21 protein-coding genes are annotated in these 15,668 nt (G+C 72.6%); 7 read left to right on the top strand and 14 right to left on the bottom strand.

Going from position 1 to position 15,668, the window contains the following annotated elements:
* Positions 1-17 precede the first annotated feature (17 nt).
* Positions 18-401, top strand: coding sequence for a RidA family protein (locus ACZ63J_RS06315; RefSeq protein WP_465398334.1), 384 nt, complete (start codon positions 18-20; stop codon positions 399-401).
* Between the two features lie 3 nt (positions 402-404).
* On the opposite strand, the gene ACZ63J_RS06310 is transcribed toward ACZ63J_RS06315, so the two are convergent.
* Together ACZ63J_RS06310 and ACZ63J_RS06305 are read right to left on the bottom strand one after the other, a co-directional pair.
* Positions 405-1,592, bottom strand: a complete 1,188-nt coding sequence (locus ACZ63J_RS06310) for an RNA polymerase sigma factor (RefSeq protein WP_465398333.1) — start codon at positions 1,590-1,592, stop codon at positions 405-407.
* Positions 1,589-1,933 carry a YciI family protein gene (locus ACZ63J_RS06305; protein WP_465398332.1) on the bottom strand — a complete coding sequence of 115 codons (345 nt, stop codon included), beginning with the start codon at positions 1,931-1,933 and terminating at the stop codon, positions 1,589-1,591. Before ACZ63J_RS06305 ends, ACZ63J_RS06310 begins: the two co-directional genes overlap by 4 nt.
* Before the next feature lie 97 nt (positions 1,934-2,030).
* Here ACZ63J_RS06305 and ACZ63J_RS06300 point away from each other — a divergent pair, with 97 nt between their 5' ends.
* Positions 2,031-3,074, top strand: a complete 1,044-nt coding sequence (locus ACZ63J_RS06300; RefSeq protein WP_465339497.1) for a site-specific integrase — start codon at positions 2,031-2,033, stop codon at positions 3,072-3,074.
* 6 nt (positions 3,075-3,080) lie between these two features.
* Here ACZ63J_RS06300 and ACZ63J_RS06295 read toward each other — a convergent pair whose 3' ends face one another.
* Positions 3,081-3,251 (bottom strand): hypothetical protein, encoded by a 171-nt coding sequence (locus ACZ63J_RS06295; RefSeq protein ID WP_465304925.1) that lies wholly within the window; start codon positions 3,249-3,251, stop codon positions 3,081-3,083.
* A 26-nt stretch (positions 3,252-3,277) separates the two neighbouring features.
* Here ACZ63J_RS06295 and ACZ63J_RS06290 point away from each other — a divergent pair, with 26 nt between their 5' ends.
* Positions 3,278-3,787, top strand: a complete 510-nt coding sequence (locus ACZ63J_RS06290; RefSeq protein ID WP_465398331.1) for a CGNR zinc finger domain-containing protein — start codon at positions 3,278-3,280, stop codon at positions 3,785-3,787.
* On the opposite strand, the gene ACZ63J_RS06285 is transcribed toward ACZ63J_RS06290, so the two are convergent.
* From ACZ63J_RS06285 to ACZ63J_RS06270, 4 genes are all read right to left on the bottom strand, one after another.
* Positions 3,784-4,488 (bottom strand): SRPBCC family protein, encoded by a 705-nt coding sequence (locus tag ACZ63J_RS06285; RefSeq protein ID WP_465398330.1) that lies wholly within the window; start codon positions 4,486-4,488, stop codon positions 3,784-3,786. The two genes, ACZ63J_RS06290 and ACZ63J_RS06285, sit on opposite strands and share 4 nt — an antisense overlap.
* A 147-nt stretch (positions 4,489-4,635) precedes the next feature.
* On the bottom strand, positions 4,636-5,115 hold the full coding sequence (locus ACZ63J_RS06280; RefSeq protein ID WP_465398329.1) for a class I SAM-dependent methyltransferase: 480 nt from the start codon (positions 5,113-5,115) through the stop codon (positions 4,636-4,638).
* Positions 5,116-5,215: 100 nt separating this feature from the next.
* Positions 5,216-6,088, bottom strand: coding sequence for an alpha/beta fold hydrolase (locus tag ACZ63J_RS06275; protein ID WP_465398328.1), 873 nt, complete (start codon positions 6,086-6,088; stop codon positions 5,216-5,218).
* A gap of 8 nt (positions 6,089-6,096) precedes the next feature.
* Positions 6,097-6,885, bottom strand: coding sequence for an LLM class flavin-dependent oxidoreductase (locus ACZ63J_RS06270; protein ID WP_465398327.1), 789 nt, complete (start codon positions 6,883-6,885; stop codon positions 6,097-6,099).
* A gap of 73 nt (positions 6,886-6,958) precedes the next feature.
* On the opposite strand from ACZ63J_RS06270, the gene ACZ63J_RS06265 reads away from it, so the two are divergent.
* Complete coding sequence (locus tag ACZ63J_RS06265) at positions 6,959-7,735, top strand: SGNH/GDSL hydrolase family protein (protein WP_465439338.1); 777 nt, start codon at positions 6,959-6,961, stop codon at positions 7,733-7,735.
* Here ACZ63J_RS06265 and ACZ63J_RS06260 read toward each other — a convergent pair.
* From ACZ63J_RS06260 to ACZ63J_RS06235, 6 genes are all read right to left on the bottom strand, one after another.
* A complete protein-coding gene (locus ACZ63J_RS06260; RefSeq protein ID WP_465398325.1) occupies positions 7,715-8,320 on the bottom strand; it encodes a TetR/AcrR family transcriptional regulator in 606 nt (201 codons plus the stop codon). The genes ACZ63J_RS06265 and ACZ63J_RS06260 overlap by 21 nt on opposite strands.
* Positions 8,301-8,777 carry an SRPBCC family protein gene (locus ACZ63J_RS06255; RefSeq protein ID WP_465398324.1) on the bottom strand — a complete coding sequence of 159 codons (477 nt, stop codon included), beginning with the start codon at positions 8,775-8,777 and terminating at the stop codon, positions 8,301-8,303. The genes ACZ63J_RS06260 and ACZ63J_RS06255 overlap by 20 nt, the downstream gene beginning before the upstream one ends.
* Entirely contained in the window at positions 8,774-9,094 is a 321-nt protein-coding gene (locus ACZ63J_RS06250; RefSeq protein ID WP_465398323.1) for a metalloregulator ArsR/SmtB family transcription factor, read from the bottom strand. The genes ACZ63J_RS06255 and ACZ63J_RS06250 overlap by 4 nt, the downstream gene beginning before the upstream one ends.
* Complete coding sequence (locus ACZ63J_RS06245) at positions 9,094-9,480, bottom strand: VOC family protein (protein ID WP_465398322.1); 387 nt, start codon at positions 9,478-9,480, stop codon at positions 9,094-9,096. Before ACZ63J_RS06245 ends, ACZ63J_RS06250 begins: the two co-directional genes overlap by 1 nt.
* A gap of 26 nt (positions 9,481-9,506) precedes the next feature.
* Positions 9,507-11,036, bottom strand: a complete 1,530-nt coding sequence (locus ACZ63J_RS06240) for an FAD-dependent monooxygenase (RefSeq protein ID WP_465398321.1) — start codon at positions 11,034-11,036, stop codon at positions 9,507-9,509.
* A 79-nt stretch (positions 11,037-11,115) separates the two neighbouring features.
* Entirely contained in the window at positions 11,116-11,730 is a 615-nt protein-coding gene (locus ACZ63J_RS06235) for a TetR/AcrR family transcriptional regulator (protein ID WP_465398320.1), read from the bottom strand.
* Positions 11,731-11,806: 76 nt separating this feature from the next.
* Here ACZ63J_RS06235 and ACZ63J_RS06230 point away from each other — a divergent pair, with 76 nt between their 5' ends.
* From ACZ63J_RS06230 to ACZ63J_RS06220, 3 genes are all read left to right on the top strand, one after another.
* The gene (locus tag ACZ63J_RS06230; protein WP_465398319.1) at positions 11,807-12,289 is read left to right on the top strand and encodes a MarR family winged helix-turn-helix transcriptional regulator; all 483 of its coding nucleotides are present in this window, start codon (positions 11,807-11,809) and stop codon (positions 12,287-12,289) included.
* Positions 12,290-12,739 (top strand): hypothetical protein, encoded by a 450-nt coding sequence (locus ACZ63J_RS06225; protein ID WP_465398318.1) that lies wholly within the window; start codon positions 12,290-12,292, stop codon positions 12,737-12,739.
* Between the two features lie 82 nt (positions 12,740-12,821).
* Positions 12,822-14,168 (top strand): MFS transporter, encoded by a 1,347-nt coding sequence (locus tag ACZ63J_RS06220; RefSeq protein ID WP_465398317.1) that lies wholly within the window; start codon positions 12,822-12,824, stop codon positions 14,166-14,168.
* A gap of 52 nt (positions 14,169-14,220) precedes the next feature.
* Here the strand turns inward: ACZ63J_RS06220 and ACZ63J_RS06215 are convergent, their stop codons facing one another.
* On the bottom strand, positions 14,221-15,663 hold the full coding sequence (locus ACZ63J_RS06215; RefSeq protein WP_465398316.1) for an SPFH domain-containing protein: 1,443 nt from the start codon (positions 15,661-15,663) through the stop codon (positions 14,221-14,223).
* Positions 15,664-15,668: the final 5 nt, after the last annotated feature.

The raw sequence follows: 15,668 nt of genomic DNA, 5'->3' as shown, positions 1-15,668 counted from the left end.
AGAAGGGGAGGAAACCCATGGCGGAATACCTGGTGCGACCGGACGGGCTGCCCCCGGTGAACGGATACAGCCACGCCGTGACCTTCGACGGGCCGCTCGTCGCGGTTTCCGGCCAGGTTCCGGTCAGCGGCGCCGGGGAGTTCGCCGGGGACGGCGCGGACGCGCAGGTGCGGCAGGTGTTCGAGAACCTCGCGACCGCGCTCGCCGCGGCCGGCTCCGGGCTCGACCGGATCGTGAAGCTGACGGTCTTCCTCACCGATCTCGCCGACCTGCCGGCGTTCCGCGCGGTGCGCGACGAATACCTGGACCCGGACCGGTTGCCGGCGTGTTCGCTGGTGCAGGTGCGTGGCCTGGTGGACCCGCGGTTCCGCGTCGAGATCGAAGCGTTCGCCGCGGGCTGACCCTCAGCTCAGGCGCGCCAGCTTGCGCTCGAGCAGTTCCCGCTCCGCGCGGTTGCGGGTCAGCTCGATCGCCCGCCGGTACGCCGAAGCCGCGTCCTCGGTGCGGCCCAGGCGAGCCAGCAGATCCGCGCGAATCGCGTGGTACAGCGGGAAACCCTCGAGGTCGAGGCCGTCGAGCAGGCCCAGCGCCGCGGCGGGACCGTCGACCTCGGCGACCGCGACCGCCCGGTTCAGCGCCACCACCGGGGTCGGTGTGGCGGCCAGGAGCTGGTCGTAGAGCGCCTTGACCTGCGTCCAGTCCGTGGGCGCGTCGCTGTGGACGGCCTGGATCGCCGCCTGGATCTGGTACGGGCCCGGCTGGTTGCGGCGCAGGCAGCGCCGGACGATCTCCTGGCCTTCGCTGATCAGCGCCGGGTCCCAGCGCGCGCGGTCCTGGTCGGCGAGCAGGACGAGGTCGCCGTCGGCGGTGGTGCGGGTGGCGCGGCGGGCGTGGACGAGCAGCATCAGCGCGAGCAGGCCCCAGACCTCCGGCTCGTCCGGCATCAGCCCGGCCAGGACGCGGGTGAGCCGGATCGCCTCGTGGCACAGGTCGTCGCGGACCAGGTCCTCCCCCGCGCTGGCCGTGTACCCCTCGGTGAAGATCAGGTACAGCACGGCCAGCACCGCCGCCAGCCGCGCGGGCAGGTCGGCGTCCCGCGGGACGCGGTACGGGATGCCCGCGTCGCGGATCTTGTTCTTCGCGCGGACGATCCGCTGGGCCATCGTGGCCTCGGCGACCAGGAACGCCGCCGCGATCTCGGTGGTGGTCAGGCCGCCGAGCAGCCGCAGCGTCAGCGCGACCTGGCTGGACCGGGCCAGCGCGGGGTGGCAGCAGGTGAAGATCAGCCGGAGCCGTTCGTCGGGCACGGCGCCCTCCTCGACGGGCTCGGATTCCAGGTGCAGCAAGGCGGCCTGGGCGTGTTTGTCTTCGCGGGCGGCTTCCCGGCGCAGGCGGTCGACGGCGCGGTTGCGGGCGGTGGTGATGATCCAGCCGGCCGGGCTCGGCGGGAGCCCGGCGGCCGGCCAGCGCCGGACCGCCTCGGCGAACGCGTCCTGGACGGCTTCCTCGGCGATGTCGATGCTCCCGAACACCCGCACGAGGACCGACACCGCGCGGCCGTACTCCGCGGCGAAGACCTCCTCGACGCTCATCCGCTGAACGGCCGCACCTCGACCGGCAGCGGGGCGACGGCGTCGGCGAGGCGGCTGCCCCAGGCCAGGGCCGCGTCGAGGTCGGGCGCGGTGATGATCGTGAACCCGCCGAGGTGTTCGCGGCCCTCGGTGAAGGGGCCGTCGGTGACGAGCGTGTCCCCGTCGGCGGCCCGCAGCACGGTGGCGCTCGACGGCGGGTGCAGGCCGCCGGCGAACACCCAGGCCCCGGCGGCCTGGAGGTCGGCGTTCAGCGCGTCGAGCTTCTTCGTCACCTCGTCGAGCACGTCCGGCGGCGGGATCGGGCCGTCGGGCTGGTAGATGCTGAGCAAGTACTGCTTCACGTCGTCTCCTTCGCCGGTCGGTGCGTTCACCGCTGACACGAACGGCGCCCGGCCGGATCGACAGCGTCCCGGACGAATCATCCACTAACCTCGGCGCGTGCCCGACCTGGAACCGGTGACCGACGCGGTCTTGGCCGCCGCGAGCCCGCAGGACCGGCTCGCGCTGCTGGACGAGGCCGCGGCCCGCCACGTCGACGGGCAACGGCCGCCCAACACGCTCAAGGCCTACGCCCAGGACTGGCAGGTGTGGCAGGACTACACCGCCGAAGCCGGGATCCCGCCGCTGGCGGCGTCGATCGGCGCGCTGACCGGGTTCGTCGTCTGGCTGGAGCGCGGGCGGACGCTGCGGCCGGACGAACGCGCCGTCGCCGAGGTCCCGGAACGGGCCGCCCCGGCGGCGCCGTCGACGATCGAACGGCGGCTGACCGGTGCTCTCGCCGGGCTGCGTCACCACAAGGTCGTCGTCGACCCCGAAGCGAGCCGGGCCGCGTGGCGGGCGCTGAAGGGGTACCGGCAGCGGCTCGCCCGGGACGGCATCCAGCGCGGCCGCGGCAAGGCCACGATGGTGACCCTCACCGATCTGCGGGCCATGTCGCGAGCGTGTCCCGACACCCTCGCCGGGGCCCGCGACCGGGCGATGCTGCTGATCGGGTTCCCCATCGCCGCGCGGTGCTCGGACCTGGCGAACCTGCTGGTCACCGACGTCGAGCGGGTCGACGACCGGGGTCTGTCGGTGACCGTGCGGCACGGCAAGAGCACCGGGGACATGGTCGTCCCGCGCCGTGAGAACCCCGACACCGACCCGGTGCGGGCGTGGCTCGCGTGGCGCTCCGGTGCGGGCATCACCGAGGGGCCCGCGTTCCGCCGGGTCGACCGGCACGGCAACGTCGGCGAGCCCGCGCTGAGCACCACCGGCGTCAACCAGATCCTCACCCGGGCCGGCGTCCGGGCGGACCTGCCGTACCCGGTGACCGGGCACTCGCTGCGCTCCGGGTTCGCCACCGAGGCCCGCCGGGCGGGCGCCGACGACCTCGCGATCGCCGACCAGGGGCGCTGGGTGCGCGGCAGCCGCGCGCTGTACGAGTACATCCGCCGCGTCGACCAGTGGGACGACAACGCCGCGGGTGTGCTCGACCTCTGAGCGGCCTCACCGGGTGAGCCGGTCGCGGGTGGCGCCGACGACTTCGCCGTCGAGCCGGGCCAGCCAGCTGCCGCAGACGCAGCGCACGTAGTCGAGGCGGTGGGTGGCGGGCCGGGCCGCCGTCGCCGGCAGTTCGGCGAGCGGCCAGCCGCAGCGGGGGCAACGGTTCGTGGGCATACCCCCGATCGTGGTGTAATGGCTTTATGCACTTCAACCCTTACGGCGGGCCGGCCGCTCTGGTGGCCGCCGACCTGGTGAACGCGGGCTCCGCGAGCGAGCTGCTGGAGGGGATGGTCCGCAACGGCATGTCCATCCCGGCGCTCGACGACGACGAGGCGGCCTGGATCGCCGCGTGGGCCCGGCGGCTGCGCCCGGTGTTCGCCGCCGAGCCCGCGCAGCGGCCCGACCTGGTCAACGGCCTGCTCACCGAGGCGGCGTGCCGGCCGTACATCACGACCCACGACGGCAAGCCGCCCCACCTGCACTACTCGGCCGAGGACGCGGGGCCGGTCGGCCGGGTCCGCGCCTACACCGCGGGCGGCCTCGCGCACCTGGTCTGCGAAGCCCCGGACCGCCTCGGCATCTGCGGCCGCGAAGACTGCGAGACGGCGTACGTCGACACCTCGCGCAACGGCCGCCGCCGGTTCTGCTCGACGCGCTGCGCGACGCGGGTCCACGTCGCCGAGCACCGGGCGCGGCAGCTGACCGCTTAGGCGAAGACCTCCGCCAGCCACTCCGCCCAGGCGCGTTCCTCTGCCTCGACGTCGACGGCGGCGAAGTGGTGCCGCCCGACGCCGATCGGCCAGCCGAAGGCGTTGCGGCCGTAGAAGCGGACGAGCGCGTCCGCGGTCCGGACCCCGAGGAAGTTCGGCGTGGTGTAGTCGACGACCCCCGCGACGCCCCGCACCGACACGGGATCCCCGACCCGGACGCCTTCGGGCACACCGAGCGCCTTGGTCAGTTTGGTGAAGCCGTCGGCCGCCGCGGACACCGCGGGCGCCTCGGTCATCGCGTAGGTGGCGGTGCGGCCGGCGAAGTGCGTGAGGTACTCGCCGAGCGAGTGGTAATAGAACGCGGTGTGCTGCCGACAGGCGTCGTAGTTGTTGTCGCAGTCGTCGAGGAAAACCCCGCGGTGCACGAACTTCAGGTGCGTCCCGGTGTCCCGGCGGGCGAAGGTGTAGTCGAGCTGGTTGAACCAGCCGTCCCGTTCGCAGCGGGTGGCGAAGTGCTCGCCCGGCTGCCAGACGGTGACCTCGCCGCCGTGGAAGGTCAGCCCGGACTCCCGGCCGCCGACCCGCGGCTCGTACGAGATGGGCCACGACCAGCTCCCCGCGTCGACGGTGATCGCCCGCCAGCAGTCTTCCGCCGTGGCGGCCAGTGTGCCCTCGAAACCGACTTCGAATTCCTTCGCCATCGCTGTTCAGCTCCCTCGGTGTGGTCCGCGCTCTTGTGAGGGCGTCAACCGGGGTGGGCCGGATTCGACAAACTCCGCGGAAGTTTCTCGCCCGCCAGCCGAGGACCGTCGGGGTGGGCTCGCCGCCCTCGGCGAACCGCTCGAAGGTCAGGCCCGCGTCGAGGACGGCGTGGAGGAGCTCGGGCAGGGGCAGGTGGGTGGCGCCGACCTTGTCGCGGAGGCCCCGGTCGGTCCAGACGCCGTCGTCCAGCCGGGTTTGCGGTAGCCGGGCCGGAGCACGACGGCCGTGTCGTCGGAGCGGTCGGCGAACCCGCCACAGAAGCACGGGTGCACGCCGAGGTGCACGAACACCCCGCCGGGTGCGAGGACGCGGGCCGCTTCGCCCAGCACGGCCGGGTAGGCCGGCATGTCGGTGTGGACCATGATCGCGACGACCGTGGGCACCGACCCGGTGGCGAACGGCAGCGCCGTGGCGTCCCCGCGCACGACGGGCAGCCGTCCGGTCGCGTGGCGCAGCATGCCCGCGTCGACCCCGAGTGGCGACCAGCCGAGGTCCTGGACGCGGCCCGCGTGGACGCCGCCGAGCTCGAGGCAGGGCCCGGAACCGGGGCCGAGCAACTCCCGCAAAGCCGGGCCGAGGCCAAGGGGCCTTCGCGCTGGGTGGCGAGGAACGTCGTCTCGTACCAGTCGGCGATCATGTCGTAGGCCGTCATGCTGCGGCGGAACGTCAGAGCAGTGCGCGCACCGCTTCCGCGAACGCCTCGGGAGCTTCCTGCGGCACGTTGTGCCCGACGTCCGGCACCACGCGGTGCTCGTACGGGCCGGTGAAGTACTCGCGGTCCTCGGCCGCGCTGGGACCGCCGATGCCGTCGGCGCCGGGTTCCAGCACCACCGTCGGCACGGTGATCCGCGGCTCCCGCGCGATCAGCTCCTCCAGCCGGTCGTAGCGGGGATCACCCTCGGCCAGGCCGAAGCGGTGGCGGTAGGAGTGGATCACCACGTCGACGAAGTCCGGGTTGTGCAGGCTCGACGCGCTCGCGCGGAACGCCTCCGCCGCGCCCGCCCACGTCGGGGACCACGTGCGCCACAGCAGTTCGCACAGCTCTTCGCGGTTGCGCTCCAGCCCGCGGCGGCCGCGCTCGGCGTGGAAGTAGTACTGGTACCAGTAGGTCCGCTCCCACTCCGGCGGCGCCGGTTCGCCCGCGTGGGCGAGGAGCTGGACGTTGTAACCGTCGACCGACACCAGCCCGCGCACCCGCTCGGGCCACAACGCGGCGAGCAAGCACGCCGCGCGGCCGCCCCAGTCGTAACCGCCGACGACGGCCCGCTCGACGCCGAGGGCGTCGAGGAAGTCCAGCAGGTCCTGGGCGAGCGCGGCCTGCTGACCGGAGCGGGGCGTCTCGGCCGAGCGGAACCGCGTGCCGCCGAAGCCACGCAGGTACGGCACCAGCACCCGGGCATCGGGGAGCCGGGCGGCGACCTCGTCGTAGCTGCGGACGTCGTAAGGGAAGCCGTGCAGCAGCACGACCGGGACCCCCTCCGGCGAACCCGTCTCTTCGTACGCGATGTCCAGCAGCGGTGTGGTGACGGATTTGCCCACGGTCGCCGTCAGCGGCTCAGGGCGGCGATCAGCGGGCCCGGGTCGGGGTGGTCGGAAGGGCACTGCAAGATCACGGACGTCGCGCCGGCGGCGGCCAGCTCGGCGATCAGGTCGCGGGCGCGGTCGCCGAGGGCGGGCACGTTCGGTTCGATCTCCGTGAAGACGATGACCTGCGGTGCCGGACGGCCAACGGCCTCTGCCGCCTCGGTGGCTCGAGCCGTCTCCGAAGCGACGTACTTCGGGGTGACCAGAAAGGAGTCCAGGAGCACGCCGTCGCCGACCTCGCCCGCGAGGGCGACCGTCTTCGGCCCGCGCGCGCCGACGACCAGCGGGGGCACCTGGTCCGGCGGCCAGTCCAGCGCCACGTTGTCGAGCTGCACGTACCGCCCGGTCACGCTGAGGGTCTCGCCGTGCAGCAGCCGCCGGACGGCGTCGGTGTGCTCGCGCAGCAACGTCATCGGGGACGCGGCCCGGGCGCCGACCTGCGCCATCCAGTCGAGCACGCCGTGCCCGACCGCCGGGACGAAGCGGCCGGGGAACATCCGCGCCAGCGTCGCGATCTCCATCGCGGCGAGCGCCGGGTTGCGCAGCGGCACCGGCAGCAGCCCGATGCCGACCGTGAGGCGTTCGCTCCACGCCAGCGCGGCCGCGGACGTCGTGAGGCCGCCTTCGCGGAAGCAGTCCTCCCACAGCCAGAGCTCGTCGATGCCGGCCCGGTCGGCCGCGATCACGGTCTCCCGCAGCTCCTCCGGCGGCGACTGCGGACGGAACACCACACCCACACGAACATCGGCCATGCCCGTCACCGTAATCCACCCGCGGCCCAGGGGTGTGATCCTTTTTCCGCGGGCGCCTGCTTAGACTGCAGACATGAGCAAGCGCTTAGTGGTGGTGGGGGACTCGTTCACCGAAGGCGTCGGGGACGACGACCCGGCCGCCCCGAACGGCGTGCGCGGCTGGGCCGACCGCACCGCCGAACAGCTCGCCGCGCGCGAGCCGGGCTTCCGGTACGCCAACCTCGCCATCCGCGGCAAGCTCCTGCCGCAGGTGCTCGCCGAGCAGCTGGAGCCGGCGCTGGCGCTGGAACCCGACCTCGTCTCCCTCTACGCGGGCGGGAACGACTTGATGCGGCCCAAGGTCGACATCGACGCGCTGCTCGTCGACTACGAGGCCGCGGTCGCCCGGATCCGCGCGACCGGCGTCCGCCTGATCCTGTTCACCGGGGTCGACGGGGTCGAGGACCCGCTGTTCCGCGCGATCCGCGGCCGGGTGGCGATCTACAACGAGCTCGTGCGCGGGATCGCGGCCCGGCACGACGCGCTGCTGGTGGACCTGTGGTCGATGCGGCAGCTCTGCGACCGGCGGTTCTGGGCGCCGGACCGCCTGCACCTCAACGCGCTCGGCCACACCGAGGTCGCCATCGAGGTGCTGCGCGTCCTCGGCGTCGAGCACCCGCTGACCAACCCGGAGCCGGCGCCGCGGGTGGTGCTGAGCCCGGCCGAGCGTCGCAGCCAGAACCTGCAGTGGGCGCGCGAACACGCGTTGCCGTGGGTGCGGCGGCGCGTCAAGGGTGAGTCCTCCGGGGACACGCTGACCGCGAAGCGCCCGACGCTGGAGCCGGTCGGCTCAGCGCCGGTCCCCCGCTGACGGGCGGAGGCCGTCGAACAGGATCGTGACGGCCCGGTCGCGCAGGTGCGCGTCCTTGGCGTATTCGGCGGCTTTCGCGACCCCGATGATCACGGTGATCAGCTCGCCGACGACGAGGTCCTTGCGCACCGCGCCGGCGTCCTGCGCTCGTGACAGCAGCACCCCGAGGGATTCGAGCAGCCGGGCGCCGATGTCGGACTTCGAGACCGGCACGGTCACGCCGGCCGCGGTGAGCGCTTCGAAGTAGGCGTTCTTGGCGCTGGACATCTCGATCCAGCTGGTCAGGAAGGCGAAGAACGCGTCACCGGGGTCCGCCGAGTCGGCCGCGACGACGGCTTCGGCTTCGTCGACGAACCGGCGCAGCCGGGCGACCAGCACCGCTTCGAGCAGGGCTTCCTTGGTCGGGAAGTGCCGGAAGACGGTGCCGATGCCGACCCCGGCGGCACGGGCGACCTCTTCGGTGGGCGCCCCGGTGCCCTTGGCGGCGAACACGCTTTCGGCCGCCTCCAGCACGCGCGCCCGGTTGCGCCGGGCGTCGGCGCGCAGCGGTTTCGGCTCGGCGGGTTCAGCGGCGGCGGGGTTCACCTCCCGATCGTAACGGGGCCGGATCGGGCAGGGTGTCGAGCAAGCGGGCGAGCGCGCGTGGCACGTGGGAGCGCCAGCCGCCGCCCATGATCCGGCGCGAGACGCGCTGGAGCTCGTCGTCCGGGTCGAAGCCTTCGTGGCTGAGGAAGAGCCGGGTGCCGTCACCCTCGGGTTCGAGCCGCCAGGTGACCGTCCACTGCGGACCCCAGCGGATGCTCAGCTTGCGCTCGGGCTCGACCTCGAGGACCTCGCACGCCACCGGCCCGCCGGCGAACCCGGCCGCGGGCACCGGCTCGGCCAGCAGCTCGAACCGATGTCCCACCACGGGTTTGATGTCGTTGGGCATGTTTATCCAGCGCTCGAGCAGGTCCGGTTCGGTGAGCGCGCGCCACACCTTGCGGGCCGGGTGGGCGAGGAACTGGTCGACGTGGATGGCGGTCGGGTCTTCGTCGGTCACAGGTCCTCTTCCTCGTCGAGCAGGTCACGCAGGTTGGTGAGCTTGGTCCGCCAGAAGCGCTCATACGGGGTGAGCCAGTCCGCGACTTCTTCGAGCGGGGCCGCGTCCAGCCGGTAGACGCGGTTGCGGCCCTGACGCTGCTCGGTGACCAGGCCCGCCTCGCGCAGCACCCGAAGGTGTTCCGAGAGGCTGGGCCGGGCCATCGCGAAGCGCTCGGCGATCGCGCCGGCGGCCATCGGGCCGTCCAGCAGCAGGCGCAGGACCTGCCGCCGCGCCGGGCTGGCCAGGGCGGCGAAGACGTCGTCGTTGACCGGCATCAGCTCGGCACAGTGCCGAAGTCCGACGGCTCCAGCAGGCCGAGGGTGTGGCCGTCGACGTCGGTGAACGACGTCGCGCGGCCCCACGGCCGGTGGTCCGGGTCGGCGACCTCGACTCCGGCGGTCCGCAGCGCGGCGACGTCGGCGTCGAGGTCGGTGGTCTGCAGCTGGAAGTGCCGCGGACCCGGCTCCATGCCGGTGATCGGCTGGTCGGTCAGCACGATCCCGGTCTGCGCGCCCTTCGGCGCGACCATCACGAACCGGCCGCCTTCGGGCGTGCGGCGGTCGACGAGCGCCTCGAAGCCGAGCTTGCCGACGTAGAAGTCGCGCGCGCGGGCGTGGTCGGCGACCGGCAGGGTCAGGAACTGCGCGTGGGTGATCGTCATGCCCGCGACCATACGTAGGATATCTCCTACATGTCAACGGGGCTGCCGAACCACCGTTCCAGCGCGATCCGCAGCGTCTTGCGGTCCCCCTCGTCCGGCTCGGCCGAGCTCGACGCCCAGGCGACGTACCCGTCGGGACGCACGAGCAGCGCGGTGGCGGGCGCCGACGCCTTCCCCGTGACGACGTCGACGCGGTCGGTCCAGCCCGTCAGCTCGTCGCCCAGCGACGCGCTCGTGGTGAGGTCCAGCAGGAGCGGCCGGGCGGTCCGCGTCAGCTCGGCCAGCCGGGTCCCGTCGTCGAGCACCAGGTCCGGGGCCCAGCGGCCGTCGAGCGGGTGGTCGGTGCCCGGCGCGTACCGGACGTCGGCGCCGGACATCAGGTCCGCGATGTGCTGCACCGTGCCCGGCTGCCGGAGCAGCTCGCCGAACAGCTGCCGCAGCGCCGTGACGTCGCCGCCCGGCGCGATCAGCGCGGACTGGGCCTGGGTGTGCATGACCACCCGCTCGGCGACCGGCCGCCGTTCGCTTTCGTAGGTGTCGAGCAGGCCGGCCGGCGCGTGGCCGCGCACCTCGGCGGCGAGCTTCCAGCCGAGGCCGACGGCGTCCTGCAGGCCGAGGTTGAGCCCGGGGCCGCCGATCGCGGAGTGGACGTGCGCCGCGTCGCCGACCAGCAGCACCCGCCCCTCGCGGAAGCGGTCGGCGAGGCGGGTGTTGCGGCCCCGCAGCCGGCGCAGCAGGCGCGGCCCGTCACCCTCGGGCGGGCCGAGGGGCAGGTCGAAGCCGAGCACCCGGCGGATGCTCGCGCGCTGCTCGTCGAGCGTCATCGGGACGTCGTCGTCGTTGTTGTCGTCGTCGGTCCACTCCATCGTGGTGACGAGCGGCCGGCCGGGGAACGGCGCGAAGACGAAGAGGCCGGTTTCGGTGCGGTAGTGGAAGAACGGCGGGACGACCCCGTGGCCGGGCACCTTCAGGCCGCCCGACACCGGGTCGACGAGCTCCGCGGGCACGGTCGCGCTCGAGCTGTAGGAGATGGTGCGGTCTTCGGTGACGCCGGGGAAGCCGATGCCGGCGAGCTTGCGCGTGACGCTCTTGCCGCCGTCCGCGCCGACCACGTAGCGCGCGGTCACCTCGAGGGGCCCGTCCGGGCCGGTGACCTGGACGGTCACCTTCTCCTCGTCCTGGGTCAGGCCGGTCAGCTCGTGGCCGCGCCGGATCTCGACACCCAGCTCGGCGGCGCGTTCGGCGAGTATCGCCTCCACCTGCCGTTGCGGCACCCCGAGGATGGTGAGCGAGTTGTGCTCGGCGAGGGTGAGGTCCAGGCGCATCGCGCCGAAGACAAACGCCGGCACGGGCGGGCCGATCGGGCCGGCGAGCCGCTCGTGCAGGCCGCGGCGGTCGAGCAGGCGCACGACCTGGCCGACGAGCCCGTTGGCGCGGTTCTCGGGGGCCGGTTCGGGCAGCCGCTCGAAGACCAGCGGGCGGACGCCGGCGAGGGCGAGCTCGCAGGCGAGCAGGAGGCCGGTCGGGCCGGCCCCGGCGATGACGACGTCTTCCATGACGGAACTCCTTGCGGTGGAAGGAAAAGGGCACGACAAACCAGCCCGGCGGGTGCCGGGCGCCCCAGTTTTCAGTGGTTCAGCGCGGTTCGGGCAGGCCGGCGGCGAGCCGGCCGAACACGTCGCGCAAGAGCTCGTCCATCGGTGGTGGCGGGTCGACGCGGAGCCATTCGCAGGTGGCGACGTTCAGCGCGACGCCGACGACACCCGCGACCAGCGACGGGTAGAAGTCGACGGCGCCGGTGCGTTCGGCCACGACGTGGGCGATCTCGGCTTCGGCCGCCGCGGCGGCTTTCTGGAACTCGGTCTGCAGCGCGGGTTCGGCGACCATCAGGCGAAGCCCTTCGACCCACGACTGGTCCGCCGGCCGCCCTTTGTCGACCGGCTGCCCCAGGGCGAACCCGGCCAGCGTGGCTTCGGTGACGGCGTCCCAGATCGGCTCGCCGGCCGGGCGCTCGCGCAGTGCCGCCGCGATCGCCCGGGCCCGGTCGTGGTGGCGGGCGACGATGGCGTCGCCCTTGCTGCCGAAGTAGTTGCTGAACGTCCGGGTGGACACCCCGGCCTCGGCGGCGATGTCCTCGATCCGGACGTTGTCGTACCCACGCTCCACGGTCAGCCGGATCGCCGCCCAGCTCAGCGCGATGCGCGTCTGCTGCTTCTTGCGCTCCCGGAGCCCGGCGCCGTCGGTGTCCATGAACCCAAGGTAGCAAAACTTGCAGAGTCTGCAAAGTTGCCGAATCTGCAGGTTTTGCGTGCGGTAGACTCGTTTCGTGGCGCAACGAAATGAACGGGCCGAGCTGGCCCGGGCCGTGATGGAGCTGATCGACCAGGGGCACCGGGGGATCTCGCGGCACCTGGACCTGACACGGATGCGGATCCTCGGCACGGTCGCGGCCGAGGGACCGGTGCGCCCGGCGACGCTCGCCGCGGAGCTCGGACTCACCGCGTCGGCCACCAGCCGCCACCTGACCGCGCTGGAACGGGCCGGCCGGATCGCCGTCGAGCCGGACCCGGCCGACCAGCGCACGTTCCTGGTGCGGGCGACGGAGTCGGGACAGGGCGAGCTCGACTCGGCCGTCGAAGCCGGGTCGGCGGTCTTCGCGGAGGTCGTCGCCGACTGGCCGGACGAAGACGTCGTGACCGCACGGGTGCTGATCACCCGCTTGACCGAGGCCTGGGGCCGCCGCACCGCGCGGCCGGCTCCCTCATCCGGGCCGCGGTGGCGCCGGACCCGCCGGATCGAGGAGGACTAGATGACCACCCTTTCCACCGGCCGCCGGGTGCCGCCGGCCGTCCAGCTGGCCCGCGGACTGCTGGTGCTCGTCGCGCTCAGCCACCTCGTGGTGCCGATCGTCATGGCGGCCGGCGAGGGCTCGCTGCGGGACGTCATCGCCGGCCGGCACCCGGACTTCGGAGCGGCCGAGGTGGCGCGTTCGGCCGACATCGCCGTTGTCTCCGGTGCCGTGTTCCACGGTCTGTTGCTGCTGGTCTGCCTGCTGCTGGTGGTGAAGCTGGCCCGGGCACGGCCGTGGACGCGCCGGCTGACGACGGTGTCGCAGCTGCTGTCGGTGGTGTTCAGCGTCTACTCGTGGTCGTCGTCGCCGATGTTCCACGCGGTGATCCCAGTGGTCGGCGCGATCCAGGTCGCCGTCGTGGGCCTGCTGTGGGCGCCGCGGGCCGCCCGGCGGTTCTTCACGCGTTAGCCACGATCACGGTCATCGATCGCCGAATTCGTCGACGGGCGTCACACTGTTGTGTGACATCAGTCACCGGAGGTGTTGCGAGATGGTCCTGGGAGACAACGGCGTCACTCACAAGGTGGAGCCGGACAGCAAGACGGGGCGAGTGCAGGTACGGCGTGCGGCGCTGGCGAGCGCGATCGGCACGACCATCGAGTGGTACGACTTCTTCCTCTACAACACCGCGGCCGCGTTGGTCTTCCCGCACCTGTTCTTCCCCGCTTCGAGCGCGTACGCGGGGGCGATGCAGTCGTTCGCGACGTACGCGGTCGGCTTCGCGGCCCGCCCGGTCGGCGCCGCGATCTTCGGGCACTGGGGCGACCGGATCGGCCGCAAGACCACGCTGATCGTCACGCTGCTGCTGATGGGCATCTCCTCCGGTGTGGTCGGGATGCTGCCCGGCACGGCGGCGATCGGGTTTGCCGCGCCGCTGATCCTGGTGCTGCTGCGGCTGGTCCAGGGCATCGCGATCGGGGGAGAGTGGAGCGGCTCGGTGCTGCTCGCAATGGAGTGGGGCGACCAGAAGAAACGGGGCCTGCTCGGCAGTTTCGCCCAGATCGGCGTGCCGGTCGGGCTGGTGCTCGGCACCGGCGGCATGACGCTGCTCTCGGCGGTCCTCTCCCCCGCGGCGTTCGACTCCTGGGGCTGGCGGCTGCCGTTCCTGGCCAGCCTGATCCTCGTCGCGGTCGGCCTGGTGATCCGGCTGAAGATCCTCGAGACGCCGATGTTCGCGAAGCTGGTCGAGAGCGGCAAGACCGCGAAGACGCCGGTGCTCGACGCGATCCGCCACCACTGGCGCGAGATCCTGCTCTCGGCCGGCGTGCGGTTCAGCGAGCAGATGCCGTTCTACCTGTTCACCAGCTACGTGCTGATCTACGTCGTGGCGCGGCACGAGTTCAGCAAGACGTTCGTGCTCAACGCGGTGCTCGTCGGCGCCGCGCTGGAGCTGCTGATGATCCCGTTGTTCTCGCAGCTGTCCGACCGGTACGGGCGCAAGAAGGTCTACCTGTCCGGAGTCGTGCTCACCGGCGTGATCGCGTTCCCCTACTTCGCGGTCCTGACCAGTGGTGGCCACGCGCTGGTGTTCGTCATCGTCGTGGTGTCGTTCATCCCGCACGCGCTGCAGTACGGCCCGCAGGCGGCGCTGATCGGCGAGAGCTTCCCGACGCACCTGCGCTACGGCGGCGCGGGGCTGGGCTACCAGCTGGCGTCGGTGTTCGCGGGCGGCCCGGCGCCGCTCCTGGCGACGTGGCTGCTGCACCAGACCGGAACGCCGTACTCGATCTCGGGGTACATCGTGCTGTCGGCGGTGGTTTCGGTCCTGTGCGTGATCTGGCTGAAGGACCGGTCCAAGGTGGACATCGACGACGCGAGCGTCTATCAGCGAGCCTGAAACGCCGTGAAGGCCTCCCACCGCGTGGTGGGAGGCCTTCACGGCGTTGACGTCAGCGGCGCGGGCCGCCCTGGGGGCCGCCGAACGGGGGCTGCTGCGGGAACGGCCCGCTGCCCGGGTTCTGCTGCGGCCCGCCGAACTGGCCCGGCGGCGGGGACTGCGGCGGCGGGCCCTGGTACTGGCCACCCGGCGGCGGGCCGGCCGGCGGCTGCTGCGGGGACGGCGACTGCGGCTGGGGCAGCCCGCTCTGCGGTGTCGACGGCTGCTGCGGCGCGGGCGCGACCTCGGTGCCGCGCTCCTCCTCCGCCTCTTCCAGCTCCGGCGCCTGCTGCTGCTGTGCCGGACGCGGGATCTGCGGCCGCGCGGGCGGCGTTCCGGTCGCGACGCCGAGGGCCGGGACCTCCTGGCGTGCCACGGCTTCCGCCGCCGCGACCGCCTCGGCGACCTTCGGGTCGCTCTTCGTCTCGAACCAGCTGGAGACCTCTTCGTCCTCGAGGTCGGGCTTGGCCGGGACGTCATCTTCCTTCGGCGGCTCGTAGCGGAACACACCGTCGTCGCCGGGGGCGCCGAGCGCGCGGGCGAAGCCTTCGAGGGCCTTGCCGTAGTCGCTCGGGATCATCCAGACCTTGTTCGCGTCGCCCTGCGCCATCTGCGGGAGCGTCTGCAGGTACTGGTAGGCCAGCACCTCCGGCGTCGGGCGGCCGGCCTTGATCGCGGCGAACACCTTCTCGATCGCCTTCGCCTGGCCCTGCGCCTGCAGGTACCGCGCGGCGCGCTCACCCTGGGCCCGCAGGATCCGGGACTGCCGCTCGGCCTCGGCCGCGAGGATGGTGGCCTGGCGGGCACCTTCGGCGGAGAGGATCTGGCTCTGCTTCTGGCCTTCCGCCGTCTTGATCGCGGACTCCCGCTGGCCTTCGGCGGTGAGGATCATGGCGCGCTTCTCACGGTCGGCGCGCATCTGCTTCTCCATCGAGTCCTGGATGGAGGGCGGCGGGTCGATCGCCTTGAGCTCGACGCGGCCGACGCGGATGCCCCAGCGGCCGGTCGCCTCGTCGAGGACCCCGCGCAGCTGCGTGTTGATGGAGTCGCGGGAGGTCAGCGTCTGCTCGAGGCTCATGCCACCGACCACGTTGCGGAGCGTGGTGGTGGTCAGCTGCTCGACACCGACGATGTAGTTGGAGATCTCGTACACCGCGGCACGCGAGTCGGTCACCTGGAAGTAGACGACGGTGTCGATCGAGACCGTCAGGTTGTCCTCGGTGATCACCGGCTGCGGCGGGAACGAGACGACCTGCTCGCGCAGGTCGATCCGGGCGCGCACCTTGTCCAGGAACGGCACGAGGATGTTCAGGCCGGGCGAGGCGACCGTGCGGAACCGGCCCAGTCGCTCGATCACGGCCGACTGCGCCTGCGGCACGACCATGACCGCCTTGGCGATCGTGATGATCACGAGCAAGGCCAACACGATGACCAGGCCGATCACAAATCCGGTCAAGAGCT

Source organism: Amycolatopsis sp. NPDC104863 (genome assembly GCF_055582965.1).
Note: the sequence above shows the minus strand (reverse complement) of the source record. Positions and strands in the feature narration are given on the sequence as shown.